Origin of the sequence: Curtobacterium sp. Arg-1 (assembly GCF_025643395.1) — a bacterium.
GTDB lineage: Bacteria > Actinomycetota > Actinomycetes > Actinomycetales > Microbacteriaceae > Curtobacterium > Curtobacterium poinsettiae.
The window spans coordinates 625,442-651,210 of record NZ_CP095731.1 but is presented as its reverse complement, the minus strand read 5'-3'; the positions used below and the strand labels follow the sequence as shown (position 1 = coordinate 651,210).

At 71.7% G+C, this 25,769-nt stretch carries 25 protein-coding genes; 13 read left to right on the top strand and 12 right to left on the bottom strand.

The window, feature by feature from the left end:
• Positions 1-10: 10 nt before the first annotated feature.
• Complete coding sequence (locus MXD64_RS03200) at positions 11-463, bottom strand: MerR family transcriptional regulator (protein WP_056069352.1); 453 nt, start codon at positions 461-463, stop codon at positions 11-13.
• 130 nt (positions 464-593) lie between these two features.
• Between MXD64_RS03200 and MXD64_RS03195 the strand changes: the two genes are divergently transcribed.
• From MXD64_RS03195 to MXD64_RS03180, 4 genes are all read left to right on the top strand, one after another.
• A complete protein-coding gene (locus tag MXD64_RS03195) occupies positions 594-2,819 on the top strand; it encodes an APC family permease (RefSeq protein ID WP_263137122.1) in 2,226 nt (741 codons plus the stop codon).
• Between the two features lie 11 nt (positions 2,820-2,830).
• On the top strand, positions 2,831-3,586 hold the full coding sequence (locus MXD64_RS03190) for a hypothetical protein (protein ID WP_017886245.1): 756 nt from the start codon (positions 2,831-2,833) through the stop codon (positions 3,584-3,586).
• A 61-nt stretch (positions 3,587-3,647) separates the two neighbouring features.
• Positions 3,648-3,923 carry a DUF3072 domain-containing protein gene (locus tag MXD64_RS03185; RefSeq protein WP_017886246.1) on the top strand — a complete coding sequence of 92 codons (276 nt, stop codon included), beginning with the start codon at positions 3,648-3,650 and terminating at the stop codon, positions 3,921-3,923.
• Between the two features lie 120 nt (positions 3,924-4,043).
• Entirely contained in the window at positions 4,044-4,484 is a 441-nt protein-coding gene (locus MXD64_RS03180; RefSeq protein WP_017886247.1) for a DoxX family protein, read from the top strand.
• Positions 4,485-4,506: 22 nt separating this feature from the next.
• Here MXD64_RS03180 and MXD64_RS03175 read toward each other — a convergent pair whose 3' ends face one another.
• Positions 4,507-5,634 carry an NAD(P)-binding domain-containing protein gene (locus MXD64_RS03175; protein ID WP_083389313.1) on the bottom strand — a complete coding sequence of 376 codons (1,128 nt, stop codon included), beginning with the start codon at positions 5,632-5,634 and terminating at the stop codon, positions 4,507-4,509.
• A 158-nt stretch (positions 5,635-5,792) separates the two neighbouring features.
• On the opposite strand from MXD64_RS03175, the gene MXD64_RS03170 reads away from it, so the two are divergent.
• Positions 5,793-6,011: a DUF3073 domain-containing protein gene (locus MXD64_RS03170; RefSeq protein ID WP_017886249.1), complete on the top strand. Its 219-nt coding sequence runs from the start codon at positions 5,793-5,795 to the stop codon at positions 6,009-6,011.
• A gap of 292 nt (positions 6,012-6,303) precedes the next feature.
• On the opposite strand, the gene purM is transcribed toward MXD64_RS03170, so the two are convergent.
• Positions 6,304-7,419 carry a phosphoribosylformylglycinamidine cyclo-ligase gene (gene purM, locus MXD64_RS03165; protein WP_263137121.1) on the bottom strand — a complete coding sequence of 372 codons (1,116 nt, stop codon included), beginning with the start codon at positions 7,417-7,419 and terminating at the stop codon, positions 6,304-6,306.
• 74 nt (positions 7,420-7,493) lie between these two features.
• On the opposite strand from purM, the gene purF reads away from it, so the two are divergent.
• Positions 7,494-8,951 carry an amidophosphoribosyltransferase gene (gene purF, locus MXD64_RS03160; protein WP_017886251.1) on the top strand — a complete coding sequence of 486 codons (1,458 nt, stop codon included), beginning with the start codon at positions 7,494-7,496 and terminating at the stop codon, positions 8,949-8,951.
• A gap of 84 nt (positions 8,952-9,035) precedes the next feature.
• On the opposite strand, the gene MXD64_RS03155 is transcribed toward purF, so the two are convergent.
• A complete protein-coding gene (locus MXD64_RS03155) occupies positions 9,036-9,437 on the bottom strand; it encodes a hypothetical protein (protein WP_017886252.1) in 402 nt (133 codons plus the stop codon).
• A gap of 108 nt (positions 9,438-9,545) precedes the next feature.
• On the opposite strand from MXD64_RS03155, the gene MXD64_RS03150 reads away from it, so the two are divergent.
• Entirely contained in the window at positions 9,546-12,134 is a 2,589-nt protein-coding gene (locus tag MXD64_RS03150) for a helix-turn-helix transcriptional regulator (RefSeq protein ID WP_156155332.1), read from the top strand.
• Positions 12,135-12,521: 387 nt separating this feature from the next.
• On the opposite strand, the gene MXD64_RS03145 is transcribed toward MXD64_RS03150, so the two are convergent.
• On the bottom strand, positions 12,522-12,893 hold the full coding sequence (locus MXD64_RS03145) for a sterol carrier family protein (RefSeq protein WP_031259311.1): 372 nt from the start codon (positions 12,891-12,893) through the stop codon (positions 12,522-12,524).
• A 57-nt stretch (positions 12,894-12,950) separates the two neighbouring features.
• Between MXD64_RS03145 and purD the strand changes: the two genes are divergently transcribed.
• Complete coding sequence (purD, locus tag MXD64_RS03140; protein WP_017886255.1) at positions 12,951-14,219, top strand: phosphoribosylamine--glycine ligase; 1,269 nt, start codon at positions 12,951-12,953, stop codon at positions 14,217-14,219.
• Positions 14,216-15,085, top strand: coding sequence for a phosphoribosylaminoimidazolesuccinocarboxamide synthase (locus tag MXD64_RS03135; protein ID WP_017886256.1), 870 nt, complete (start codon positions 14,216-14,218; stop codon positions 15,083-15,085). Before purD ends, MXD64_RS03135 begins: the two co-directional genes overlap by 4 nt.
• A gap of 337 nt (positions 15,086-15,422) precedes the next feature.
• On the opposite strand, the gene MXD64_RS03130 is transcribed toward MXD64_RS03135, so the two are convergent.
• Positions 15,423-16,637 carry a PP2C family protein-serine/threonine phosphatase gene (locus MXD64_RS03130; RefSeq protein ID WP_263137120.1) on the bottom strand — a complete coding sequence of 405 codons (1,215 nt, stop codon included), beginning with the start codon at positions 16,635-16,637 and terminating at the stop codon, positions 15,423-15,425.
• A 109-nt stretch (positions 16,638-16,746) separates the two neighbouring features.
• Between MXD64_RS03130 and MXD64_RS03125 the strand changes: the two genes are divergently transcribed.
• The gene (locus MXD64_RS03125) at positions 16,747-17,064 is read left to right on the top strand and encodes a hypothetical protein (protein WP_017886258.1); all 318 of its coding nucleotides are present in this window, start codon (positions 16,747-16,749) and stop codon (positions 17,062-17,064) included.
• Between the two features lie 37 nt (positions 17,065-17,101).
• Here the strand turns inward: MXD64_RS03125 and MXD64_RS03120 are convergent, their stop codons facing one another.
• The 4 genes from MXD64_RS03120 to MXD64_RS03105 all read right to left on the bottom strand — a co-directional run bounded on the left by MXD64_RS03120 (position 17,102) and on the right by MXD64_RS03105 (position 21,017).
• Positions 17,102-18,721, bottom strand: coding sequence for an MFS transporter (locus MXD64_RS03120; RefSeq protein ID WP_056069370.1), 1,620 nt, complete (start codon positions 18,719-18,721; stop codon positions 17,102-17,104).
• Positions 18,722-18,973: 252 nt separating this feature from the next.
• Complete coding sequence (locus MXD64_RS03115) at positions 18,974-19,801, bottom strand: helix-turn-helix transcriptional regulator (RefSeq protein WP_263137119.1); 828 nt, start codon at positions 19,799-19,801, stop codon at positions 18,974-18,976.
• Entirely contained in the window at positions 19,798-20,445 is a 648-nt protein-coding gene (lepB, locus tag MXD64_RS03110) for a signal peptidase I (RefSeq protein ID WP_263137118.1), read from the bottom strand. Before lepB ends, MXD64_RS03115 begins: the two co-directional genes overlap by 4 nt.
• Positions 20,442-21,017: a hypothetical protein gene (locus MXD64_RS03105; protein WP_139179626.1), complete on the bottom strand. Its 576-nt coding sequence runs from the start codon at positions 21,015-21,017 to the stop codon at positions 20,442-20,444. Before MXD64_RS03105 ends, lepB begins: the two co-directional genes overlap by 4 nt.
• A 194-nt stretch (positions 21,018-21,211) precedes the next feature.
• Here MXD64_RS03105 and MXD64_RS03100 point away from each other — a divergent pair, with 194 nt between their 5' ends.
• From MXD64_RS03100 to MXD64_RS03090, 3 genes are all read left to right on the top strand, one after another.
• A complete protein-coding gene (locus tag MXD64_RS03100) occupies positions 21,212-21,997 on the top strand; it encodes an SDR family oxidoreductase (RefSeq protein WP_042539098.1) in 786 nt (261 codons plus the stop codon).
• A 68-nt stretch (positions 21,998-22,065) separates the two neighbouring features.
• Complete coding sequence (locus MXD64_RS03095; protein ID WP_214519011.1) at positions 22,066-22,935, top strand: VOC family protein; 870 nt, start codon at positions 22,066-22,068, stop codon at positions 22,933-22,935.
• Between the two features lie 110 nt (positions 22,936-23,045).
• Entirely contained in the window at positions 23,046-23,612 is a 567-nt protein-coding gene (locus tag MXD64_RS03090; RefSeq protein WP_017886265.1) for a GNAT family N-acetyltransferase, read from the top strand.
• Positions 23,613-23,686: 74 nt separating this feature from the next.
• Here the strand turns inward: MXD64_RS03090 and MXD64_RS03085 are convergent, their stop codons facing one another.
• Together MXD64_RS03085 and MXD64_RS03080 are read right to left on the bottom strand one after the other, a co-directional pair.
• Complete coding sequence (locus tag MXD64_RS03085; RefSeq protein ID WP_042539102.1) at positions 23,687-25,204, bottom strand: catalase; 1,518 nt, start codon at positions 25,202-25,204, stop codon at positions 23,687-23,689.
• A 94-nt stretch (positions 25,205-25,298) separates the two neighbouring features.
• Positions 25,299-25,745, bottom strand: a complete 447-nt coding sequence (locus MXD64_RS03080) for a Fur family transcriptional regulator (RefSeq protein ID WP_017886267.1) — start codon at positions 25,743-25,745, stop codon at positions 25,299-25,301.
• Positions 25,746-25,769 lie beyond the last annotated feature (24 nt).

Below are 25,769 nucleotides of genomic sequence, written 5' to 3'. Positions count from 1 at the left end.
CCACGGAAGCTCACCGCCCCGCAACCGTTGGGTCGTCGGCCGACGGCCGCGTCGGCGCGAAGCCGGCGAACGCGTCGGACGCCGTCAGGGGTTCCCCGTGCGAGACGCGCGCGACGGTGGTGCGCACCGCCGCGAGCTGCCGGGCCAGCCGGTCCCGCTCGTGCTCCAGCCATCGCAGGTGCACCGTGAGTGCCGCGACGTCGTCGCCCTCGTCGTCGAGTCGTCGCGCGATGTCGGGCAGGGCGAAGCCGAGCCCGCGCAGCAGCAGGATCCGCTGCAGCCGGACCAGTGCGTGGTCGTCGTAGCGCCGGAGTCCACCCGCTCCGACGGCGGTGGCCGGCAGCAGTCCGACCGCCTCGTAGTGCCGCAGGGTCCGGCTCGAGACACCGGCGGAACGCGCCACCTCGGCGATGGCGTGGGGTGCTTTCGCAGCTGCCTCGTCGGTGCCTGTCGATGCGCTCATGCTCGCGACTGTACTGCTTGACGCTGCGTCAACCGCAGTGGGTACCGAGCAGCCGCCGCCGAGCGCCCGCGGCCGACCGGGAATGTGCGGCGGGGGAACCGTGTTGACTCGCGCCCGGAACTGAGTAGGTTTGCCGCTCGTGACGAACGAGATCCGGTCGTTGAAAGCGCGACTGATCGGGGATCCCCTCCCCTCCGAGAAGCTCGAAGGACAGCTCCTCCCGAAGCACCTGGCCCTGCCGATCTTCGCGAGTGACCCGCTGTCCTCTGTCGCGTACGCGCCGCAGGAACTCCTGATGATCCTGCTGCTCGGTGGCATGGCCTTCCTGACGTTCGCGCCGTGGGTCGCCGCACTCGTCGTGCTGCTGCTCGTCGTGGTCGTCGCCTCGTACCGGCAGCTCATCAAGGCCTACCCGTCCGGTGGTGGCGACTACGAGGTGGCGCACCGGAACCTGGGCGAGAAGGCCGGGCTGGTCGTCGCCAGCGCACTGCTCGTCGACTACGTGATGACGGTGGCGGTGTCGGTCGCCTCCGGTGTCGACAACATCATCTCGGCGCTCCCGATGCTCGACCGCTTCCGCGTCGAGCTCGCCCTGCTGTTCGTCGTGCTGCTCGCCGCCGCCAACCTGCGCGGCGTGCGCGAGTCGAGCAAGGCCTTCGCGATCCCGACCTACCTGTTCGTGGCGAGCGTGTTCGTGATGGTCGTCACCGGGCTCGTCCGGGTCGCAGCCGGCAACGCCCCGGTCGCCGAGTCCGCGGCGTACACCGTGCAGAACGTGGAGCACACGACGCAGGCGGCGTTCATCCTGCTGCTCCTGCGTGCCTTCGCCTCGGGCTGCTCGGCCCTGACCGGCGTCGAGGCCATCGCGAACGGCGTGCAGGCGTTCCGTCGCCCGAAGATCAAGAACGCGCAGGCCACCCTGGTCGCGATGGGCGGCATCGCGATCGTCCTGTTCATCGGCCTCATCACCCTGGCGCTCGTGTCGCACGTGCACTACGCCGAGCGCGCCTGCGACCTGCAGGGCTTCGCGAACTGCGCGACCACGCCGCAGCGCTCCCTGATCGCGCAGATCGCGGCGGCGACGTTCGGCAACAACTCGGTGCTGTTCTTCGTGATCCAGGCGACGACCGCGGCGGTCCTGCTCCTCGCCGCGAACACGGCCTTCAACGGGTTCCCGCTGCTCGGCTCGATCCTGGCGCGCGACTCGTACGCCCCGAAGGCGCTGTCGACCCGCGGCGACCGTCTCATCTACTCGAACGGCGTCATCGTCCTGGCCTTGGTCGCCGCGGCCCTGCTCGTGGTCTACCGGGCGAACGTCACCAGCCTGATCCAGCTCTACATCATCGGTGTCTTCGTGTCGTTCACGCTCGGGCAGACGGGCATGGTCGTGCACTGGACGCGGCTGCTGCGGGCGGACCGCGACGGTACGGTGCCCGACGGCGACCCTGCCGTGAACCGAGGGCAGGTCGTCCGCTCCCGCACCATCAACGCGATCGGTGCCACCTTCACCTTCGTGGTGCTCGTCATCGTCACGATCACGAAGTTCACCCACGGTGCCTGGCTCGTGTTCCTGATCATGCCGGTGCTGTACGTGCTCATGCTCGGCGTGAACCGCTACTACCGCGACGTCTCGCACGAGATCGAGGCCGACGTCGAGACGAAGTTCGGCGCCACCGGCGACCACGCCATCGTCCTGGTGAACAAGCTGCAGAAGCCCGTGCTCAAGGCGCTCGACTACGCGGTCGCCGCCGAGCACGCGAGCATCGAAGCCGTGCACGTCGCCATCGACGACGCCGAGTCACAGCGTCTGCGCGACCAGTGGGCGGAGTACGGCATCCAGGTGCCGCTGACGATCGTGCCGAGCCCGTACCGCGACATCTCGATGCCCCTGATCAAGTACATCAAGGCGCACCGGGCCGAGCACGGCTCCGAGGTCGTCACCGTCTACACGCCGATCTTCATCGTCGGCCACTGGTGGGAGGGGCTGCTCCACAACCACCGCGGCCGCCGCATCCGCAAGAAGCTGCTGCTCGTGCACGGCGTCACCGTGGCCCTGGTGCCGTGGCTGCTCGACTCGTCCGAGCTGCTGTACGGCCGCCGCTCCCGCCCGCTGCCCGGCCAGGAGCGCCGCGGTGAACCCGTCCGGCCCCCGCTCCGCCGGCCAGCGCAGCCCGGGTCGTCGGCCGAGGGCGCAGCCGAGGACCGCCTGCTCCGGTCCGCCGAGCGCAACAGCATCCAGCCGCGCCGCGCGACCCGTCCGGCCGGCCCCGCCGAGGGCGTCGACCCCGCGCTCTGCACGGGCGAGATCCACGCCCTCGTCCCCTCGCCGCCGCGACGGGGAGCCGACGAGTCGTAGCATGTGGCCCCATGACCATCAGTGACCTGCGGACGTTCGCCACGTTCGACGGACACGGCGGCAAGGTCTCGAAGCGCGTCGAGGTGCTCGACCACGAACCGCCGGCCGGCAGCCCGCTCGAAGGACTCGTCGCCGTGCGCGGCGAGCACCCGCTCGGTGCGGTCGACGAGCGCGCCGCCGACGAGTCCGCCGCGCTCTCCCGCGGGGTCCCGAGCGTCGGGTGGGTCGACCCCGCCGCGCTCCGCGACTGGTACCGCCCCGACCGCGTGGTCCTGACCCGGCTCGAGGCGCGGCGGTCCGGCATCGAGCCCGGCGTCTACGCCGACTCCCGTGGGCGCGGTCGCGTCCGGATCGACGGCCTGGAGGCCCACCTCGCCCCCGACGGTCGGCCCGCCTTCCGCGCGCTGGCCGGGCCCACCGCCGAGCCCGTCGTCGACGTGCCGCTACCGACCGACCAGGCCGTCCGCCTGGTGGCGGTGACCGACGTCGCCGAGGGGCTCGAGGTCGTCACCGCGCCGGTGTCACCGTTCCTGCAGCCCGGTGAGCACCCGGCGTACGGCGACGACGTGGTCGGGTTGCCGCCACGTCCGGCGAGCGGCCTGGTCCGGGTCACGGCGTCGGTGCTGCTCGACGGCGAGCTGCACGAGGTCGACCGGATCGACGAACGTGCCGCGACGATCTGGATCCGGCGCGACGACCGCGTCGTGCCGATCGCCACGAGTGCCGTCGGGCCCGACCTGGTGCGGTACGCGGCCACCGCGGTCTGAGGCCGATCGGGGGACGCCGCTGCTGCGTGTCGTGCCGGGGGTGCGGCGTACGTTCGCGGACATGAGTGACGCAGACCGCGACCAGCAGCAGACCCCGGACGCACCGATCCAGGGCGAGACCCTCGGTGGCCCCCGACCCGACCCCTCCACCGACGCGAGCAAGGACCCCGAGCAGTGGGTCACCGGCGACGAGCCGATGACCGGACCGCAGCGCAGCTACCTCGACACCCTGGCCCGTGAAGCCGGCGAGGAACTCCCCGCCGACCTCACCAAGGCCCAGGCGTCGGAGCACATCGACCGCCTCCAGCAGCAGACGGGCCGCGGCGCCGATTCCTGAGAAGCAGTCCGCCCTTCGGCGGACCGCTGTCTGTGCATGCTCTGGGCATGTTCTGGCGAAGCGCGGTCAGTGCCCTGTCCGAGGATGATCGATGACGCGTCAACGGCTACCTTCGTGGCCATGCGAACGACATCGACCTCCATCGGCCTGACCGCGCTCCGCATCGTCCTCGGGGTGGTGTTCATCGCCCACGGTGCCCAGAAGTTCGCCCAGGGCATCCCGAACGTGGTGCAGGGCTTCTCGGGCATGGGTGTCCCCCTGGCCGAGGTCGCGGCACCCCTCGTCGCCGGCCTCGAGCTCGTCGGCGGCGTCCTGCTCGTGCTCGGTGTCGCGACCCGCGTCGTCGGCGTGCTGCTGGCCGTCGACATGGTGGTGGCCGGCGTCCTGGCCCACGGCTCGGCCGGCTTCTACTCGCAGGACGGCGGGTTCGAGTACGTGCTCGTGCTCGCGGTGGCCTCGCTCGCCGTGGCGCTGACCGGGCCCGGGCGGTTCTCGCTCGACGCCCTGGTGCTCAAGTCGTCGCGACGTCGTCGTGGCGTCGAGGAGCCCCTCCCCGCCTGAGCCGCGCGTCCCGGTTGCGTCTTCAGGCCGCCAGCGTGTCCATGACCTGGCGGGCGATCAGGCGTCCGGCCCGGTTCGCCCCGATGGTCGACGCCTGTGGGCCGTACCCGGCCAGGAACAGCCGCGGCTCCTCCGCCGACCGACCGTCCTCGACCACCACACCGCCCGCCGTGGTCCGCAGGTGCAAGGGCGCGAGGTGCCGCAGGTCAGCCCGGAACCCCGTCGCCCAGATCACCGCGTCGGCGTGCACGTGGGTACCGTCACTGGTCACCACGCCGCTCTCGTCCATCCGCGCGAACATCGGCTCGTCGCGCAGCACGCCACGGTCGATCCCGGCCCGGATCCGTCGCGACACGGGGACCCCGGTACCACTGACGATGCTCGGCAGGACCTCGCCGGCGCGGGCGGCGCGGTCCTGTTCGTCGACGGCGGCCACCGCGGACTCGACGTCGAGCGAGGCGGTCCCGGCCCAGACCATCGGGCGCCGCGTGAACCACCGCGTCGAACGGGCGACGCCGTCGAGCTCGAGCAGGAACCCGATCGCGCTCGTCCCACCGCCCACCACCACGACGTCCTGCCGGGCGAAGTCGGTGGCGCTGCGGTACTCGGTCGTGTCCACCTGGCGGCCGCGGAACACGTCGCGCCCCGGGTACCACGGCACGAAGGGCGTGCCCCACGTGCCCGAGGCGTTCACCACCACGTCGGCGCCGATGCGCGTGACGGTACCGTCGGCGCCCCGGGTCGTGACGCACAGCCCACCGTCCACCTCGCCGACTGCGCCGATGCGCGAGACGGACGTCACCGACACGGGCCGCCGCACCCGCAGGTCGTAGTGCTGTTCGAACCGGCGGTAGTACTCGCCGACGACGTCCCGCGCGGGTCGTGACCGGTCGGCGTCGTCGAACTCCAGGCCCATCGCGCGCATCCCGGGCAGGTCGTGCACCCGGTGCGCCGCCCCGAGCCGCAGGGCCTCCCACCGGAACTGCCACGCTCCTCCGGTGCTCGGCGCGCGGTCGAGGATCACCAGGTCGGTGCCGGGGACGAGCCCCAGGCGCCGCAGGTGGTATCCCACCGAGAGTCCCGCCTGCCCCGCACCGATCACCACCACGCGGGCGTGCTGGTCGACCGGGGTCTCGAGGGGTTCCGTCATCACTTCGATTCTGCTGTGCGGGCCAGCCGTCGCGCGACGTCCAGATCGAGGTACATGGTAGAGTGATCGGCAGATTTCAAACCACGAACCGTCTGGTTCCCCGAGTGATCCTCCGTCATTCGCCAGGACCGGACCAGAGCCGAACGAGGGGGTCACGCATGGGGCGCGGCCGTCAGAAGGCGAAGCACACCAAGGTCGCCCGTGAGCTGAAGTACTTCAGCCCGCAGACGAACTACGGTGCGCTCGAGCAGGAGCTCTCCGCCGGACAACACTCCGACGAGAACTACGTCGACCGTTGGGCGGACCAGTACGGTCCGGAACCGGCGGAAGACGAAGACGAGTTCGAGACCCAGGCAGACCAGAACAAGTCCGCCTGACATCTCTTGTAGTCGCGCCGCGCAGCCCTCGGGCAGCGCGGCGTTTCTGCGTGCCCGAACACGGCGTGGCCGGACACGGCGCGCCCAGACCGGGTCCGCCCGTGCATCCATCGGCGCGCCCGGGCCCCGGCTTCGAGTGGTCACGACTCCCCGCGCACACGATGCCGAGCGGTCAAGAACCGTCGGTTGCAGGCCCGCCAGGCGACGGTTCGTGACCACTCGCCGCACGCACCACGGCGCGGCGGAACCGGCCACCGGCACGGCACCGCACCGCACCGCACCGCACGGCAGGTCAGCCCGCGTAGCTCCCGACGAGCCGGACTGCTCCACCGTCGACGCCCTTGGCACCCTGCTCGAAGCCGGTCAGGTCACGGGCGGACGTGGCGATCGTGCCGACGGGCCACGTCGGCATGCCGGCGGCACCGAGCGACGCGATGACCTCGGCAGCGGCACCGGCCGAGACGACGGCGAACATGCCGATGCCCAGGTTCCAGGTGCCCTCGGTGTCCTCGATCGGGCTGCCGGCCATGTCCGCAAGGACCCGGAAGACAGGGAGCGGCTGCCAGGTGGAACGGTCGACCTCGACCCAGGAGCCGACGGGCAGCACGCGCGCCAGGTTCGCGGCGATGCCACCACCGGTCACGTGCGAGAGCGAGTGCACCGCGCCCGGGTGCTGCTCGAGGAGCGCCAGGAGCGGTGCGGTGTACAGGCGGGTGGGCTCGAGCAGGGCTTCACCGACGGAGACGGCGCCCCCGAACCCGGCGCCGCTCAGCTCGGGCAGCTGGTCCGTGAACCCGACGCCCCGCGTCGACAGGATGTGCCGCACGAGCGAGTAGCCGTTCGAGTGCAGACCCGACGACTCGATCGCCAGGACCACGTCGCCGTCCTGCACCAGGTGCGCGCCGAGCTGGGCATCGGCCTCGACGACGCCCGTCGCCGCACCGGCCACGTCGTAGTCGTCCGGGCCGAGCAGACCGGGGTGCTCCGCGGTCTCGCCACCGACCAGGGCGGTGCCGGTCTCCGAGCACCCGCGGGCGATTCCGGCGACGATGTCGGCGATGCGGCCAGGCACCACGCGGCCGCAGGCGATGTAGTCGGTCATGAACAGCGGCTTCGCGCCGACCACGACGATGTCGTCGACGACCATGCCGACCAGGTCCTGCCCGATGGTGTCGTGCTTGTCGATCGCCTGCGCGATGGCGACCTTGGTGCCGACGCCGTCGGTCGAGGTCGCGAGCAACGGGTGTGAGAAGTCCTTCAGGAACGAGGCATCGTAGAGCCCGGCGAACCCACCGACGCCCCCGAGGACCGAGGAGTTGTGGGTGGCCGCGACCGCGGACTTCATCAGTTCGACGGCCAGGTCACCGGCAGCGGTGTCCACTCCGGCTTCGGCGTACGGGTTGGGCATGCGGAGTCCTTCGCGGTGACATGGCAGACTTGTGCGGTACCCCCCGATTCTACTGATCTGGAGCACACCCGCGAATGTGCGGCATCGTCGGCCTTGTTGCGCAGGGCCCCGCCAACCAATCCATCTACGACGCACTGCTCCTCCTGCAGCACCGCGGGCAGGACTCGACGGGCATCGCCACGGTCGAGGGTCACGTGCACCACATGCACAAGACCCGCGGGCACGTGCGCGAGGCGTTCCGGACCCGCGACATGCGTGCCCTCCTCGGCACCATGGGGCTCGGGCACGTCCGGTACGCCACCAAGGGCGCCGCGACGAACGAAGAAGAAGCCCAGCCGTTCTACGTGAACGCGCCGTACGGCATCGTCCTCGTGCACAACGGCAACCTCACCAACACGCGGGAACTCACGCGTGAGCTGTTCGACATCGACCGTCGACACCTGAACACCACGAGCGACACCGAGCTCCTGGTCAACGTGCTGGCCCACGAGCTGCAGGGCCAGGTCCGCGGCGCGAACCTCGACCCAGGACAGGTCTTCGACGCCGTCGAGCGCGTGCACGAGCGGGTCGAGGGCTCCTACGCCACGATCGCGACCATCGCCGGGCACGGGCTGCTGGCCTTCCGCGACCCGTTCGGCATCCGCCCGCTGATCCTCGGCCACAAGCTCGACGAGACCGGCCAGCCGGAGTGGGTCGTCGCGAGCGAGTCGCTCGTGCTCGAGTCCGGCGGCTACGAGATCGTCCGCGACATCGCTCCGGGCGAAGCCGTCTTCATCGAGATGAACGGTCAGATGCACGCCCGCCAGTGCGCGAAGAACCCGCGCCTGGTGCCGTGCTCGTTCGAGTACGTCTACCTGGCCCGTCCCGACTCGGTGATGAACGGCATCTCGGTCTACGACGCCCGTCTGCGCCTCGGCAACCGCCTGGCCGACACCATCGAGCAGTACGCGCCGACCGGTGACATCGACGTCGTCATGCCGATCCCGGACTCCAGCCGTCCGGCTGCCATGCAGGTCGCGCGGAAGCTCGGCATCGAGTACCGCGAGGGCTTCTACAAGAACCGCTACGTCGGCCGCACCTTCATCATGCCGGGCCAGGCGGAGCGCAAGCGTTCGGTGCGTCAGAAGCTCAACGCGATGTCGTCCGAGTTCAAGGGCAAGAACATCCTGATCGTCGACGACTCGATCGTGCGTGGCACGACGAGCCGCGAGATCGTCGAGATGGCCCGAGCTGCCGGCGCGAACGAGGTCACGTTCACGAGCGCGGCTCCCCCTGTCCGGTTCCCGCACGTCTACGGCATCAACATGCCGACGCGCGCCGAGCTCATCGCGCACGACAGGAAGATCCCGGACATCAACCGCGTGCTCGGCAGCGACCACCTGATCTACCAGGAGGTCGGGGACATGCGCGACGCCATCATCGAGGGCTCCGACGTGACCGACCTCGAGATGAGCTGCTTCACGGGCGAGTACGTCACGGGCACCGTGAGCCCGGAGTACCTGTCCTGGGTCGAGGCCAACCAGCTCAGCTAGGTCGCGTCCGAGACGCGACCAGACGACGGACAGGAGGCCCGGTGCCAGCTGGCACCGGGCCTCCTGTCCGTTGACCGGGGGCGGCTACGGCCGCTGGTCACCGTGGTCGTCGAGCTCGCCGTCGACCGTCTCGGGCGGGAGTTCGACCTCGACGCGCTCCGCAGTCAGGCGGGCCGACCGCCGGGCGTAGACCCGGTCGAACACGACGGCGACGACCGCGCCGACGAAGGCGCCGATCGTGACGCCCCACAGGCTGAAGTAGCCGACCAGGCTGCCGAAGCTGGTCTGGTCCCGCTGGCCACCGAGGTTCATGGTGAGGGCGACCACGACGAGGGTCGCGAGGAAGCCGAGCACGGCACCGCCGACGATGAACACGCCGAACTTCGGGGCACGGCGGATGGTGACCTCGTCGGGGCTGGCGACCGCGCTGGGAGCCGGTGCCGGCGCGGGGAGCGGCTGCTCGTCGGGTTGATCGGTGTTGCTCACCCGTCCATTGTCCCCCACTGTGGGACGTCCCGCGGCCTGTGCGCTGCGACCGATCCGGGAGAGGATGGTCGCTACTGGTCGGTATCCCAAGCGGAAGAGGTGCGTCGCGTGCGTGAACCAACGGCACCCGCCCGCGGTCGCCGACCCACCTCGCCCGCTCGCGTCGCCTGGCCCGTCGCGCAGCGCGTCGAGGAGGACCGCGCCGTCGCCGTCGTGGCCGAGCACCGCTGGAGCGTCGCGATCGTCGGGGCCCCCGGCCTCGGCAAGAGCACCGCCGCGGCTCGCGTGACCGACCGGGTCGCCGGTCGTGACGGCACCGGCCGCACCGTGGTCGTGCCGATCACCGCGGTCGCCGCGAGTCGGTCGATGCCCTTCGGCGCCGTCGTCGAGCGCTTCGGCGAACTCCCCGCCTCGATCTCCGAGCTGTCCGACGACGCGAGTGCCGAGCAGCGCTTCCGGGCGATCGAGGACCTGGTCGACCGTGACGTGCTGCTCCGTGTCGACGACGCCGACCACCTGGACGCGATCTCGGCGCGGTACGTCGCCTGGCTGGTCCGTCGGCAGGGCGCGCGACTCGTCCTGACCTGCCGCGACTTCACGGCGCTCCCCGAACCGCTCCGCGCGCTGTGGCAGGACGACCTGCTCGAACGCATCGACCTGCAGCCGCTGGCGTTGCACGAGACCGCCGCGCTCGTCGCCGAGGCGCTGGGCTCACCGCTCGAGAACGCCTCGGCGGAGCGCGTGCACCGGGCCACCGCCGGCAACCCGCTGTACCTGCGCGAGGTGGTGCGCGCAGCACGGGCCTCCGGTGCGCTCGACCACACCGCGAGCGGCTGGTACTGGCGTGGGCGGGTGACCGCGTCGGACAGCCTGGCGGACATGTACCGCACGGAGCTCGGGACGCTGCCGGAGGACCTGCGTGACGTCGTCGACATCGTGGCCCTCGCCGACCCGATCCCGCTCGCCCGTCTGCTCGGACTGGTCACCGGCGGAGACGTCGACCGGGTCGTCGCGCTCGGCCTCGTCCGGATCGACTCGCTCGACGACGGTGCCGCGGTCGTCCGGCCGTCGCACCCGCTCGTCGGCGAGGTCATCCGGACCCTGGTGCCGGTGGCCCGACGCACGGCGCTCTTCGCCCGTGCCAACGCCTTCCGCACCGACCGGCCCGAGGGCGCTCCGCCCGCCGCACGGCTGCGCGCCGCACTGTGGTCGCTCGAGTGCGGGGTCCTGCCGTCGGTCGACCAGCTGCTCGACGCGGCACAGGTCGCCGTGCGGTTGCAGGAGCACGAGAGCGGGATCGCCCTGGCCTCGGCAGCACTCCGCACGACCCTCACCCCGACCGAGCAGGTCACGGCGCACTGCCTCCGCTCGCTGGCGCACTCGTACTCGGACGGCCGCGAAGCCGGCCGTGCCGATGCCGAAGCGGCGTGGGGCATCGCGAAGCGGCACGTCGGCGACGTCACCGACGAGGCCGTCACCGAGGCGTGCGAGATCCTGGCGAACATCCGCCAGTTCCACGACGACGACGTCGCCGCCGCGCTCGCCCTCACCGACGCCGCCGTGCACCTGGTGGTGTCCGACGAAGCGGTCGAGCGTCTGCGGTTGCTGCGGATGGCGCACCAGGGCTGGGGCGGCGACTTCGCCGAGGTCCGTGCCGAGATCGAGCGCAGCGGCATCGTGCAGGCACCGACGATGCCGATGTCGTTCCTGGCCGTCGCACCGTGCGCCGTGATGGCGTTGGCCACCGCTGGCCGGCTCGACGACGCCGCAGCCCTGGGCCGCCGGGCACTGGCCACCGCGGTGGCACACGTCGAGGCGGCCCCGTGGAGCGTGGGCGAGAACTCCTCCGTCCTGCACCAGGTGCAGGTGTGGCGCGGCGACCTCGACGACCTGATCACCGAGGTGCCAGCCGGACGCTCCAGCCCCTACCTGAAGTACGACTTCACCCTCGAGCTCATCGGCCAGGGCAACCTGGCCATCGGACAGCGCCGATGGGACGACGCGATCGCGGCCTTCACCGCGGCGTGCGAGCGGTACGACATCGCCGACCACGGTGGGTTCGCCGCGTACCCGTGGGCCCGCTTGGCGATGTCACACGCGTATGCCGGGCACCCGGAGGACGCAGCCCGGGCGCTCGAACGTGCGAAGACCACGCCGCAGCGGGCGATGCGGATCACCGGTGAACAGGTCGCCGTGACCATCGCCTGGACCGAGTCCGTGCTCGGCAACCCCGCCGGTCTGCAGCACGCCGACGAGATCATCGAACGCAGCACCGCGAACGGGTCCTGGACGCACGTGATGTACGGGTACGCCCTGCACTACTCGGTCGGCATGCTCACCGGGCGCGAGAGCCCCGGCACGCTCGACCGGATGCGCGACGCCGCCTCGCGCGTCGACGGACCGCTCGCCGCCGCCATCGTGCAGTACGCGGACGCGGTGCAGGCGGACGACCGGACCCGGGTGATCGCGGCGCAGGGCGTGCTGGCGGTCCACGGCATGTCGGTGGCTGCCGGACGGTCCAAGCCACCGCTGACGAAGCGCGAGTACGAGGTCGCCGAGCTCGCCGCACAGGGCCTGAGCAACCGGCGGATCGCGGAGTCCCTCGGGCTCTCGACGCGGACGATCGACGCGCACCTGTCCCGTGTCTTCGCGAAGTGGGACCTGCACGCGCGGTCGGAACTCACCGAGCTGCTCTGAGCGGACGGCCGGCCGGTGCTGCTCGGCGCCCGGCGCGGGCTGTTCGGCACCTGGCAGGGGGCGCTCGGCGCCCCGCGAGGGGCTGCTTCGCGTTCGACATCACGTGTCGCGCACGCAAGAACGTTGCGGATTGCAGCACAACACGCCGCCGCGATTGACACGACGTGCGGAACATCGCGTACCTTTGTCCCTGTCGCCGGGTTCGGACCCGTTCGGGTCGGGTCCGAATCCCGGCGACTTCAAGCTTAGGAACGCGATCGATGCGGGCGCATCGGTAGGCACTACCTAATTCGCGCCGGACTCCGCGCGGCGTCACGGACGCCCGGGTCGGGTGTCCGTCGCCGATGCCGGATCGGGCGTCGCCGCCGATGCCGGGTCCGAGCGGTGTCAGGCGCCGGGAGCGGGCAGCCGGACCGGCAGGAACGCCGTCAGGTCGGCGCGTGATCCCGATGCGCTGACGCGTGACTGCGCGACCGCTTCTGCCCAGGTCAGCTCGCCGGACGCGAGTGCCAGCCACGTGGTGGCGTCGGTCTCGACCACGTTCGGCGGCGTGCCACGGGTGTGCCGGGGGCCGGGGACTGCCTGGATCGCAGCGAACGGAGGTACCCGCACCTCGACGCTGTTCCCCGGGACCTCGTCCGCCAAGCACTGCAAGGTCCACCGCACCGCGGTCGCCACGGCGGGTCGAGCCGTCTCCCCACCGCGCACCGCAGCCAGTGCCGCGCGGCCGTCGGCGTCCTCGATCCTCCTGGGTGGCATCTCCACAGGCTAGCCCCCGCATCGCGGGCGGTGAGTCGGGCTGGGTAGGGTGATCGGGTGCGAATCCTCGTCCTCGGTTCCGGTGCCCGCGAGCACGCGATCATCACGGCCCTGCTCGCTGAGCATGCCGGTCACGTCATCACGGCAGCGCCCGGCAACGCCGGCATCGCGGCCGACGTCGAGACCGTCTCCCTCGACCCCACCAACGGTGCGCTCGTCGCCGAGTACGCGATCGAGAACGACGTCGAGCTCGTCGTCGTGGGCCCCGAGGCCCCGCTCATCGCCGGCGTGGCCGACCCGGTGCGCACCCGCGGCATCCCGGTGTTCGGCCCGGGCAAGGCCGCGGCCCAGCTCGAGGGCTCCAAGGCGTTCGCCAAGCGGATCATGGGCGAGGCCGGTGTGCCCACCGGGCGTCCGGTCTACGCCGGCACGGTGGACGAAGCCGTCGGCGCCATCGACGAGCTCGGCGCACCGTACGTGGTCAAGGCCGACGGGCTCGCCGCCGGCAAGGGCGTGCTCGTCACCGACGACCGCCAGGCCGCGATCGACCACGCCACCTACTGGCTCCAGCACGGCCACGTCGTGGTCGAGGAGTTCCTCGACGGCGAAGAGGTCTCCTTGTTCTTCCTGAGCGACGGCCACGACGTGCGTGCGCTCAGCCCCGCGCAGGACTACAAGCGCCTGGCCGACGGCGACCTCGGCCCGAACACGGGCGGCATGGGCGCGTACTCGCCGCTGCCCTGGCTCGCCGACCGCTGGCCGTCCGAGCAGGCCTTCGTCGACGAGGTCACCGAGCTCGTGGCCCTGCCGACGGTCCGCCGGCTCGAGCACGAGGGCACGCCGTTCGTCGGGCTCCTGTACTGCGGCCTCATCGTCACCGAGCAGGGCGTCCGCGTGATCGAGTTCAACGCGCGGTTCGGCGACCCGGAGACGCAGGTCGTGCTCCCCCGCCTGGCGACCCCGCTCAGCGAACTCCTGCTCGCCGCAGCCACCGGGCAGCTCGGCGCCGTCCCCGCTCCCGTGTTCCGGGACGACGTCGCCGTGACCGTCGTCCTGGCGAGCGAGGGCTACCCGGAGAACCCGCAGACCGGCCGACCGATCACCGGCATCGACGACGCGAACGCCCGTGACGGCGTCTCCGTCGCGCACGCTGCCACCGGCGTCCTCGACGACACGCTCATCGCCACAGGGGGCCGGGTGCTCAGCGTGGTCGCGACGGGGTCCGACTTCGCCCAGGCCCGCGAGCGTGCCTACGCCGGGCTCGGCGACATCACGCTCGACGGCGCGCAGTTCCGCACCGACATCGCCGCGAAGGTCGCCCGGTGACCGCCCCCGCGCCGATCGCCGGCTGGCGGCACGTCTCGTCCGGCAAGGTCCGCGAGCTCTACGTGCCCGAGGGAACCGCCGACCTGTCGAGCGCATCCGAGTTGCTGCTCGTCGCCTCGGACCGGGTCAGCGCGTACGACTTCGCGCTCGAGCCGCCGATCCCCGGCAAGGGCGAGCTGCTGACCCGTCTGTCGCGCTTCTGGTTCACCCAGCTCAGCGACGTCCCGAACCACATCATCGGCCCGTCCTCCGGTGGCACGCCGGTGCCCGCCGACGTCGAGGCACGGTCGATGCACGTCATGCCGCTCACGATGTTCCCCGTCGAGTGCGTGGTGCGCGGGTACCTGGTCGGCAGCGGCTGGGCCGAGTACCAGGAGAGCGGCAGCGTCTGTGGCGTCGCGCTCCCCGCCGGACTGTCGAACGGCGACCGCCTGCCGGAGCCGATCTACACGCCGGCGTACAAGGCGGCCCAGGGCGAGCACGACGAGAACATCTCGTACGAGCAGACCGTCGACCTGGTCGGTGCCGAGACCGCGGCGACCCTGCGCGAACTCTCGCTGCACGTCTACACCGAGGCCGCGGCCATCGCGCTGGACCGCGACGTCGTCATCGCGGACACCAAGTTCGAGTTCGGGCAGGACGCCACCGGTCGGATCCGCATCGCGGACGAGGTCCTGACGAGTGACTCCAGCCGCTACTGGGACGCCAGGTCCGCCGACCGCACCGACTCGTTCGACAAGCAGATCGTGCGGGACTGGCTCAGCGCCAACTGGGACCGCCAGGGCACGCCGCCGGTGCTCCCCGACGAGATCGTCGAGCGCACGGCTGCGCGCTACGCCGAGCTGATCGAGCGTCTCGGGGCCTGACGCCGCACCCGGCCGGCGTCCGGCTCCGGTCACGACACCCCGCTCACGTCCGGCGAACGGTCACGAAGCGTCGCCCGACGCCCCGCCAACCGACAGTTCGCGACCACTCGGCAGCACGCACACGACGTGTCGCGACCACCCGCCCCGCGCCGCCTGATGCCTGGCGCCCGGCCGACCGGCGGTCACGACACCCCGCTCACGTCCGGCGAACGGTCACGAACCGTCGCCCGACGCCCCGCCAACCGACAGTTCGCGACCACTCGGCAGCACGCACACGACGTGTCGCGACCACGCGCCGCGCGACCGGCCGACGAGCCAGCCGACGGTTCGTGACCGCTCAGGCCTCCACGGCGTCGCGCGCCACCACGACGACGGTCAGGTCGTCGCCCGGGTCGTGCTCGACGACACGGGCTCGCACCCGCTGCAGAAACGTCTCGACGTCCGCGGACTCCCGGTACAGCGACCCGAGTTCGGACAGTGCCGCGAGCGTCGAGTCCCAGAGCTCGAGCGCGCCGTCGGTCACGACGATGAGCACGTCACCCGGCCGGAGCACGAGCGCCCCGGCAGCCCGGGGCATCCCGGTGGGGTGCAACCCGATCGGCAGGTCCGACGACCGCAGGATCCGCTCGGCACCGTCGTCGCGGAGCTGCAGCACGAGCCCGTGCCCGGCATCGGCGAAGTCGAGTCGCCCGGTGGACGGGGTCAGCCGCCCGTGGAACATCGTCGCGAAGGACTCTGCGCGGCTGAGTTCGGGCGCGACCTGCACCTCGAGTTCGGCGAGCGCGACGCACGGGTCCTGGTCGCCGCGGGCGAGCAGCCCACCGCGGATGTTCGCCGCGAGGAGCCCGGCGGACATCCCCTTGCCCATGACGTCCGACACGGTGAGGTGGATCGAGTCCTCGCCGGAGCGGTGCCAGTCGTGGAAGTCGCCGGAGACGAGGCCGTGCGGGATCGACACGCCCGTGATCCGGTACCCGGGGACCTGCACCTCGGCCGGCTGCAGACCGTTGAGCACGGTGCGCAGTCGGTCCTCGTCCGCACCGGCGAGCAGTTCACGCTCCGCCCAGATGCCGAGTTCCTGCAGCAGTTCGAGCTCGTCGGGGTCCAGGGTGCGCGGCTCGGGGTCGATCAGGCAGAGGGTGCCGATCTTCAGGTCGTCGTCGGGGGCGCAGAGTCCGACGCCGGCGTAGAACCGGACGTTCGGGTCGCCGAGCACCATCGGCAGGTCGGCGTACCGGTCGTCCAGTCGGGCATCGGCGACGACCACGGGGCCCTGCTCGCCCAGGGTCCGGCCGCAGAACGTGTCCTGCAGCGGGATGACGGGGCCGAAGACCGCGTCGCTCTGCTGCGACTTGATGGTCAGGGTGTTCTCGCCGGCCAGGTTGAGGAACGAGCCGGAGACCCCGAGGGCCTCGCGTGCGATCCGGGTGATCCGTTCGAACCGTTCCTCGACGCCGCCGTCGACCACGTCGAGCGCCGCGATGAGGGCCGCTCGCCGGACCGCATCGGCCTCGGTCGGCGCGGGCACGGACATCGCGGTTTCCGGCTGCATGCGTCCACGGTAACGCGCCGAACGGACAGCGCCTGGCCCCAGTCCGGAGGGCGCAGGAGCGCGGGCGGAGCGCACTGGAGCGAGCGAGCATCGGCGTACGCTGGTCGTCGTGCTCCGAGTCGTCCCCGCAACCGTCCTCGGCGTGGCCGCGCTCCTGGCCCTCGCCGGCTGCGGCGCCCACGACTCCACCGGCCAGGTGTCGGTCACGGTCTCGTCGAACGCCGCCGACCGCCCCTACGAGGTCAAGGTGTTCGCCTCGACCGGCAAGCTCTCCGAGCACCAGCGGGTGTTCCCGGGCGGGACGGCCGACTTCGCAGGTGTGCCGCTCGGCCAGGTCACCGTCCGCGCCGGCGACCTCTGCCCCCAGACGACCAAGGTCTCCAACGGCACGGTCGCGACGGTCACCCTGACGACGACGGGCTGCTGACCCCGTCACCCCGACGACGGCCCGCTGACCCCGCCCGTCACCTCGACGACGGCCCGCTGGCCCCCTCCGCCACCAGGTGCTCCACTCGCGGTTCACCCGCGATCTCGTGCACGGCCCGCAGGGTCCGGGCATCGTCACCGGTCTGCCGGACCTCGTGCTGGTCGACGTGCTCCTGCCACGACCCCACTCGGAACGCCTCGACCCAGGCGTCCGGCCCGGTCGCCCGGTCCCGGTACAGGTTCCAGTCACGGGCGCCGGTCCGGCGTCGGCTCCGCCCGAGCCGTTCGGCCCGCGCCCGGAACTCGTCGACCGCGCCCGCCGGGACCGTCCAGTGCAGCAGCACGAGGGTCTCCCCCGTTGCAGCGCCGTGGTCGTCCGGCACGAACACCTGGTCGCCGAACGGCATCGGCGTCACGGCCCGCTGTCGATCGGTGAGCACCGGGAACCCGGACACGAGCAGCAGGGCGGCACTGAGCGCGGTGAGGACTCCGGCCCCGGCGAGCACGCCCGTCACCCCGAGGGGTGTGGCGACGGCACCGGCGAGCGCCGCCCCGATCGCCGTGCAGCCGAAGAGCACCAGCTGGTAGGCGGCGAGCCCTCGGGTCCGCACCCACGCGGGCAGGAACGCCTGCACCGTGCCGTTCAGCGTCGTCACCACGGCGATCCACGCCACCCCGCCGACCAGGAGCGCGACGAGCACGACCGCCAGCACCGGGACGAGCGCGACGACCGTGGTGCAGACCCCGAACACGACCGAGGCGGTTCCGACCGTGCGGCCGATCCCGAGCCGTGCGCGGACCGCGGGCATCACGAACGCCCCGCCGACCGAACCGGTTCCGACGGCGGCGAGCAGCAGGCCGTACCCGCCGGACGACAGCCCGAGCGACCCGTCGGCGACGAGCGGCAGGAGTGCCCACAGCGCGTTCGCGGGCACCATGAAGACCGCGAGCTGCACCAGCAACCGGCGGACGACCGCCGCGTGCAGGACGTACCGCAGGCCGGCGCGGGTCGCGTCGATGAACGGTTCGGCCCGGGTCTCGGGCCGCTGGTAGCCGCGCCAGGCGACGAGCACCACCAGGAAGAGCGCGAACGACAGCGCGTTGGCCGCGAACACGAACGGCACGCCGAGCTGCGCGATCACCACGCCGGCGAGCGCCGGTCCGATCGCACGGGCGACGTTGACCCCGACGGAACTCAGCGCGGCGGCGTCGGTGATGGCGGCACGTGGCACGATCTCGGGTACGAGTGCCTGGTACGCGGGCAGCTGGAGCGCCGAGGCCGTGCCGAGCAGGAACGTCACGGTGAGCAGGAGCGCCGGGGTCATGTCGCCGGTCGCGGTCAGCACGGTCATCACGACGCCGACGACCACCTGGAACGCCTGCACGCCGATGAGCAGGCGTCGCCGGTCGACGAACTCGCCGATCACCCCGGCGGGGATCCCGACCAGCAGTACCGGCAGGCTCGATGCGGTCTGCACGAGGGCGACGACGACGGGTGCGGCGTGCTCGTCGACGAGCAGCCACTGCGCCCCGACGGTCTGCATCCAGCTGCCGATGTTGCTCACCAGCACCGCGATCCACAGGGCGCGGAAGACCGGTATCGCGAGCGGCGCCAGGGCGCCGCCGCGGGGTGCGTCGGTGGTGCGGTCCGTGGTCACGTCGCCTCCTGGGGTGGAACCGGGACTGTCTGGAGGCGCGGTGCGCGTCGGGCGCACACCGCGCCTCCAGGCCGTGGTCGCGTCACACGCGCACCGTGGCGACCAGGACGCACGGTCCGGGCGCCGTCACGCCCGGCGCGGCAACTGCGGGCAGGATAGCCGGAATCCGCAAAGTACGGGAGGGCCAGGCTCCGCGGGTTCGGTCAACAGACGAACCGGACCGAACCGGGCCGAGCCGGCCCCGATCCGGGATCACCGCGTCGGTCGACCCGTGCCCAGGGCGCCCCGTTCGATGGTCTGGTGCGGCTGCTCCCCGAAGCGATCCCGGTAGTACGCCGCGAACCGACCCAGGTGACGGAACCGCCACCGCCGCGCGACCTCGCTGACCAGAAGCGCGCGGGCACCCGGGCGCCCCAGCTCCAGGTGCACCCGGTCGAGTCGGACCTCGCGCAGGTACTCCATGGGGGTGACGCCGAGCCGACGGCGGAACAGGTCCTGCAGCCCGCGCTCGCTCAGGTCGCAGGCTGCCGCGACGTCCGCCACGGTCAGCACCTGGTCGGCGTGGTCGTGGACGAAGCCGATCGCCCGCCGCATCCGGTCCGCGACGTCCGATCGTGACCGGGTGAAGGTCGACAGGACGACGGTCGCGATCCGTCGGTTCAGGGCCGCACGGTCGTCGGCGGGCAGGGCGGGGTCGAGGATGCGCCCGGAGACCTCGCGCAGCAGTGCCCGCAGTGGTTCGAGCGCGGGGTCGGCCGCGTCCGGCTGCCGGAACACCCAGGACTCCCCCGTGTCACCGAGCAGCGACGGCGACAGGTGCAGCAGCGTCGTGGCGGTCACGTCGGTCTCGAAGCCGTACGCAGACGATGCCGAGAGCATCATCGGCCGCTCCGCCCCGACCTCCCAGTGCTCGCCGTCGTCCGCGGTCAGGCTGGCCCGGCCGTCGGCGAGCCAGAACACGACGTGGTCGGGGCGCGGACCGATCGTGCCGGACCGCTTGCCCGGGGTCGCGATCCGGTGGATCGACAGGTCGTCGTCGCCGCCGGTCTCGTACCCGAATCCCTGGTCGTCCGTGGTCACGGCGACGGGACCCGGTCCCACTCGTCGCCGTACCGGGACAGCACCGACCACCGCGAGATCGGCCACGTCGTCACGAAGGCGCGCCCCACGACGTCGTCGACCGGCACGGTGCCGTGCACCCGCGAGTCGGCGGAGTCGTACCGGTTGTCGCCCATCACCCAGATGCGCCCCTTCGGCACGGTGACCTCGAAGTCCTTGCCGACGACGCGGTTCGACCCGCGTTCGAGCACGACGTAGGGCTCGTCGACCGCGTGCCCGTTCACCGACAGCCGGCCCCGGGTGTCACAGCACGACACCGTGTCACCCGGCAGGCCGATGACCCGCTTGATCAGGTCGTCGCCCTGGCCCATGCCGAGCCAGCCGCCCGGGTCGTGGAACACCACGACGTCACCGCGCTGCAGCGGGACGACCCCGGGCACGAGCTCGTTGACGAGCACCCGGTCCCCGATGAGCAGCGTGTTCTGCATCGAGCCGGAGGGGATGGAGAACGCGCGGACCAGGTAGGCCTTGACCAGGAAGGACGCCAGGAGCGCCACGACGACGATGATGACGAGGTCGCGCAGGAACCGCAGACCGCCGCGCTTCGGGTCGGTCTCGGCGGTGGGTCCGGAGTCGGGTCCGGCGTCGGGGTGCGTGCCACTCAATGCGTCAGCACCACCTTGACGAGGCCGATCACGAACGCCACCGCGGCGAGCACGATCCCGCCCCACAGTCCGAGGAACGTCGGCTGCTTCCCGCTGAACCGCTGCATGAACACCCCCACCAGACCGATGCGCACGACCAGGATCACGGTCGCCGCGATCTGCGCCCACTCGGCCGGCAGCCAGCCGATCCAGGCCGCCGCGTAGAGGACCGCCGGGATCAGCCCGGAGGTCGCGATCGGGTTGGCGTTCCGGACGATCGTCGCGACGGACTCGCGGCGGGCAGCACGCTCGGCGGCTGATCCTTCGCCGTCGTCGCCCAGGCCGTGCGCGACCAGGTGCGCGAGCACGTGCGCCAGGTACGTCAGCACCGCGGTCGCCAGCACGGTCGCCACCGCGGCGCCGTGGTGGATCTGCTCCGGGTCCACCGCGATCGCGACGGCCAGCACCGTGATGTTGCCGTAGATGTAGGACGACATCCGGTCGCGCACGTGCTCGAGTGGCAGGTCGCGGGGGTCCGGGCGACCGCCGCGGGGTCCGCGCCCCGGTCGCGAGGGCCGTCGTGTTCGTGGCATCCGTCCATCTTGGCCCCCGCGGTCGGCCGTCCGCCGACAGGACACCGGGTGCGATGGCCACACGGGTGGCCGGTTCCGGCAGACTGGGTGCCGATCGGCGCGACGGAGCGCCGGACAGGGCCCCACGAGCCGGTTCCGACACGCTACGGAGCTTGCGGAGTAGCGTGTCGGCCGAGGGAGAGGGAGAGGAACGGATGACGTCCGCACGACCACTCGCCCTGGTGACCGGCGTGGGCCGCAGAGCCGGCATCGGCGCGGCACTCGCGACCCGACTGGCAACAGACGGATGGGACCTCGCCATCTCGTGGTGGGGGCCCTACGACGACCGCGTGAGCGGCGGGGCGGACCCGGACGGGGTCGAGTCGGTGGTGCAGGAGTGCGAGGCGGCGGGAGCACGGGTGACGCGCCTCCCGGTCGACCTGGAGGACCCGGAGCAGGCGGCCGCACTCGTCGGCCGCGCCGAGACGGAAGCCGGCGCCCCCGTCTCCGCCCTCGTCATGTCGCACTGCGAGTCCGTCGACTCCGACTTCCGCACCACGACCGTCGAGTCGTGGGACCGCCACTTCGCCGTGAACGCGCGCGCACCGTTCCTGCTCGTGCAGGCCTACGCGGCCGGGCTCGAGCGCGCCGGTGACGCCGCCCCGCGCGACCGACGCCGGATCGTCGCACTGACGAGCGACCACATCGCGTACAACCTGCCGTACGGGGCGTCGAAGGGGGCGCTCGACCGGATCGTGTTCGGTGCCGCGAAGGAGCTCGGCAGCCTCGGGGTCAGCGCCAACGTGGTGAACCCCGGGCCGAACGACACCGGCTGGATGTCCGACGAGGTCAAGGGGTGGGCCGTCGAGGGCACGCCGCTCGGCCGGCTCGGACGCCCGTCGGACACCGCGGCGCTCGTCGGGTTCCTCTGCTCGGAGCAGGGTGCGTGGGTGAACGGCCAGCTGCTGAAGTCGGACGGCGGGATCTCGAACAGCGCTTGACGCACCGGATTGGTTGACGCGTCATCGAATTGGTTGACGCGTCAACCAAATGGGCGCACACTTGGTGCATGCAAACGCACGAACTCCTCGCCGCCGACACCGGGATGGGCGCCGTCACACTCCGCGTCGCGGACCTGGACGCGATGATCCGGTACTACCGCGACGGCGTCCGGCTGTCGCTGCTCTCCCACGACGGCGGCGTCGCCGTGCTGGGTCGCGGCAGCACGCCGATCGTGATCCTCGAGCACGCCCCCGCGATGCAGCACGCCGGCCCGCGCGAGGCCGGACTGTTCCACACGGCGATCCTGTTCGACACCCGGGCCGACCTGGCCGCCGCACTGTACTCGGTCGCCACGCAGTACCCGGCATCCTTCACCGGCAGCGCCGACCACCTGGTGAGCAACGCGTTCTACTTCACCGACCCCGAGGGCAACGGCGTCGAGCTGTACTGGGACCGCGACCGCACCGAGTGGTCGTGGACGCACGGCGAGATCGACATGGACACGAAGTACGTCGACCCGAACGCGTTCCTGCAGTCCCACCTGACCGAGGACGCCCTGGACACCGCCGCGGCACGCCCGGGCAAGGTCGGCCACGTGCACCTGTCCGTCGGCGACGTCGCCACCGCGCGCTCGTTCTACGTCGACACGCTCGGCTTCGAGACCACCGCGGGGTTCGGCGAGGCGCTGTTCGTCAGCGCCGGCGGCTACCACCACCACATGGCGATGAACACCTGGAACTCCCGCGGCGCCGGGCGACGACAGCAGGCCCTCGGGCTGGGCCTCGTCCGCATCGAGGTCCCCGCCGTCGACGACCTCGGCGCGCTGACCGAACGCATGCGGCACGGCGGCGTGGAGCTCGCCGACGACGGCCGGACCGTGGCGTTCGACGACCCCTGGGCGAACCGCATCGAGGTGACGACGCCCGGTCGCGGCTGATGTGTCGCGACACTCCGCGGTGACCGACACCCCACGCCCGCCCGGCCCCGCGAGGTGTCGCCCAGCGCGAAACCTCCCCACACCGGCCGCCGGACCGGCAGGATGGACCCGTGACTGACGACATCCGGTGGGAGGTGGTCGAGGAGAGCACGCTGTCGCTCCCCGACCACGAAGCGATCGCGGCGCTGCTCGGGCAGGCCTTCCCCGACTGGTCGCACTGGTACGTGGGCGGCCGGAGCTGGTCCGGCATGCAGCCCGAACGCCGCGTGCTCGCCCATGACGCCGACGGGGTCGTCCTGGCCCACGTCGGCATCCGCCGCATGTTCGTCACCGTCGGCGGGCAGGACGTCCTGGTCGGCGACACCGGCCTGGTCGCCGTGTCACCCCGACTGCAGGGCACCGGCGTCGGCCGTGAGCTCATGACCCGGACCCACGCGGTCCTCGACGGGCTGCAGGTGCCGTACGGGTTCCTCGGGGCCGGCGAGGACCGGATCCCCTTCTACGCGAAGCTCGGCTGGCACGAGTTCCCCGAGGCCGTCGGCACCTTCTCGGCGTTCACCGCCGAGGGCGCCGGCGTCAGCAACACCGAACAGGGCGGCTGGATGGCGCTGCCGGTGGCAGCGCAGCTCGAGGACTGGCCGACAGGCCCGATCTGGCTGAACGGCCAGCAGGTCTAGCCGCAACGACCGACGGACGGGAGGCCCGGTACCAGCTGGTACCGGGCCTCCCGTCCGCTCGTTGCGGCCTGGGCTTACGCCTCGACCGCGACCTTCTCGGGGTTCTCGTTCGAGCCGGGCGCGCTCGGCGCGACCGCGGCGCGCACGCGCGCACCCAGGTCGGCGTCGACGTTCGTCCAGTAGGCGAACACGCGCTCGCGCAGGTCGTCGCGCGTCACCTTCGAGACGTGACCGGCGATGTTGCCGACCAGGCGCTCACGGGCGGCGTCGTCCAGGACCTCGCGGACGAGCGTGCCGGCCTGACCGAAGTCGTCGTCCTCCGGGTGCAGGGTCGCGGCGGAACGCTGCAGCGCGCCGTCGGACTCCCAGCCCGGGGCGTCGTCGGTCGCGGTCGGGTCGGCGTGCGCACCACCGAGCGAGTTCGGCGCGTACACCGGCACCTCGGACTTCTGGAAGTCGAAGCGCATGCCGCCGTCCTTCGAGTACGAGTGGACCTCGTTCTTCGGGGCGTTGACGGGCAGCTGGGCGTGGTTCGTGCCGACGCGGTAGCGGTGGGCGTCCGCGTAGCTGAAGATGCGCGCGAGGAGCATCTTGTCGGGGCTCGCCGCGATGCCGGGCACGAAGTTCGAGGGGGCGAAGGTCGCCTGCTCGATCTGCGCGAAGTAGTTCTCCGGGTTGCGGTTGAGCTCCATCGTGCCGACCTCGATGAGCGGGTAGTCCGCGTGCGGCCACACCTTCGTCAGGTCGAACGGGTTGAAGCGGTAGGTCGCGGCGTCCTCGTACGGCATGACCTGCACCTTGAGGGTCCAGCGCGGGAAGTCCTGACGCTCGATCGCGGCGTGCAGGTCACGGATGTGGAAGTCCGCGTCCTCACCGGCGATGCGGTCGGCGTCCTCCTGCGTCAGGGTCTTGTGGCCCTGCTCGGTGATGAAGTGGTACTTCACCCAGAAGCGCTCGCCGTCGGCGTTGATCCACTGGTAGGTGTGCGAGCCGAAGCCGTCCATCTCACGCCAGCTCGCCGGCAGACCGCGGTCGCCCATCAGCCACGTGACCTGGTGCGCCGACTCGGGCGACAGGGTCCAGAAGTCCCACTGCATGTCGTGGTCGCGCAGGTGCGAGCCGGGCAGACGCTTCTGCGAACGGATGAAGTCCGGGAACTTGATGCCGTCGCGGATGAAGAACACCGGGGTGTTGTTGCCGACGAGGTCGTAGTTGCCCTCGGACGTGTAGAACTTCAGCGCGAAGCCGCGGGGGTCGCGCCAGGTGTCGGGCGAGCCCTGCTCACCGGCGACGCTCGAGAACCGGGCGAGCATCTCGGTGGTCTGCCCGGGCTGCAGGAACGCGGCACGGGTGAAGCGCGAGACGTCCTGCGTGACGGTGAAGGTGCCGAAGGCGCCGCCGCCCTTGGCGTGCACGACACGCTCCGGGATGCGCTCACGGTTGAACTGGGCGAGCTTCTCGACCAGGTAGTGGTCGTGCAGCGCGAGGGGGCCGTCGGCCCCGACGCCCATCGAGTGCTCGTCGCTCGAGACGGGTGCGCCGCTGTTGGTCGTGGTGGTCGGGGTGCCGGTCGGCGTGTTCTGGTCGGACACGGTTCCTCCTGGGGTGGGACTTGGTTCGGTCAGGGGTGCTCGGGTGGCTCGGGGTCCGGCGCGTCGTGGCGCCGGTGCGGTGGGGCGGTCGCCGTCAGGCGGGCGTGGGGGCGTCTGCGTCGTCGCGCTCTGCCGCTGCGCAGCGGTCGCAGATGCCCCAGTAGGTGACCTCGGCGGTGGTGACCGCGAAGCCGTGGGTCTCGGACGGTGTCAGGCAGGGCGAGTGGCCGACCGCGCAGTCGACGTCCTCGATCGCGCCGCACAGCGTGCAGACGATGTGGTGGTGGTTGTCACCGGTCCGGCGCTCGTAGCGCGCGGGGCTGCCTGCCGGTTCGATGCGGCGGACGAGCCCGACGCCGGTCAGGGCGTTCAGCACCCCGTAGACCGCCTGGTGACTGGTGGTCGGCAGCTCGGCGGCGAGTGCCACGACGATGTCGTCCGCGGTGGCGTGCGGCATCGAGTCCGTCGCGCGGAGCACGGCGAGGCGCGGGGTCGTGACCCGGAGCCCCGACGTGCGGAGCAGATCGGCGTCGGCATCCATGCTGAGCCTTTCTTTTGCAGGAAT

What these genes read in the sequence shown, in the direction of transcription:
- MXD64_RS03200 (WP_056069352.1), bottom strand. Translation starts at nt 463, where the DNA reads ATGAGCGCATCGACAGGCACCGACGAGGCAGCTGCGAAAGCACCCCAC.
- MXD64_RS03190 (WP_017886245.1), top strand. Translation starts at nt 2,831, where the DNA reads ATGACCATCAGTGACCTGCGGACGTTCGCCACGTTCGACGGACACGGC.
- MXD64_RS03185 (WP_017886246.1), top strand. Translation starts at nt 3,648, where the DNA reads ATGAGTGACGCAGACCGCGACCAGCAGCAGACCCCGGACGCACCGATC.
- MXD64_RS03180 (WP_017886247.1), top strand. Translation starts at nt 4,044, where the DNA reads ATGCGAACGACATCGACCTCCATCGGCCTGACCGCGCTCCGCATCGTC.
- MXD64_RS03175 (WP_083389313.1), bottom strand. Translation starts at nt 5,634, where the DNA reads ATGACGGAACCCCTCGAGACCCCGGTCGACCAGCACGCCCGCGTGGTG.
- MXD64_RS03170 (WP_017886249.1), top strand. Translation starts at nt 5,793, where the DNA reads ATGGGGCGCGGCCGTCAGAAGGCGAAGCACACCAAGGTCGCCCGTGAG.
- purM (WP_263137121.1), bottom strand. Translation starts at nt 7,419, where the DNA reads ATGCCCAACCCGTACGCCGAAGCCGGAGTGGACACCGCTGCCGGTGAC.
- purF (WP_017886251.1), top strand. Translation starts at nt 7,494, where the DNA reads ATGTGCGGCATCGTCGGCCTTGTTGCGCAGGGCCCCGCCAACCAATCC.
- MXD64_RS03145 (WP_031259311.1), bottom strand. Translation starts at nt 12,893, where the DNA reads ATGCCACCCAGGAGGATCGAGGACGCCGACGGCCGCGCGGCACTGGCT.
- MXD64_RS03130 (WP_263137120.1), bottom strand. Translation starts at nt 16,637, where the DNA reads ATGCAGCCGGAAACCGCGATGTCCGTGCCCGCGCCGACCGAGGCCGAT.
- MXD64_RS03105 (WP_139179626.1), bottom strand. Translation starts at nt 21,017, where the DNA reads ATGCCACGAACACGACGGCCCTCGCGACCGGGGCGCGGACCCCGCGGC.
- MXD64_RS03100 (WP_042539098.1), top strand. Translation starts at nt 21,212, where the DNA reads ATGACGTCCGCACGACCACTCGCCCTGGTGACCGGCGTGGGCCGCAGA.
- MXD64_RS03095 (WP_214519011.1), top strand. Translation starts at nt 22,066, where the DNA reads ATGCAAACGCACGAACTCCTCGCCGCCGACACCGGGATGGGCGCCGTC.
- MXD64_RS03080 (WP_017886267.1), bottom strand. Translation starts at nt 25,745, where the DNA reads ATGGATGCCGACGCCGATCTGCTCCGCACGTCGGGGCTCCGGGTCACG.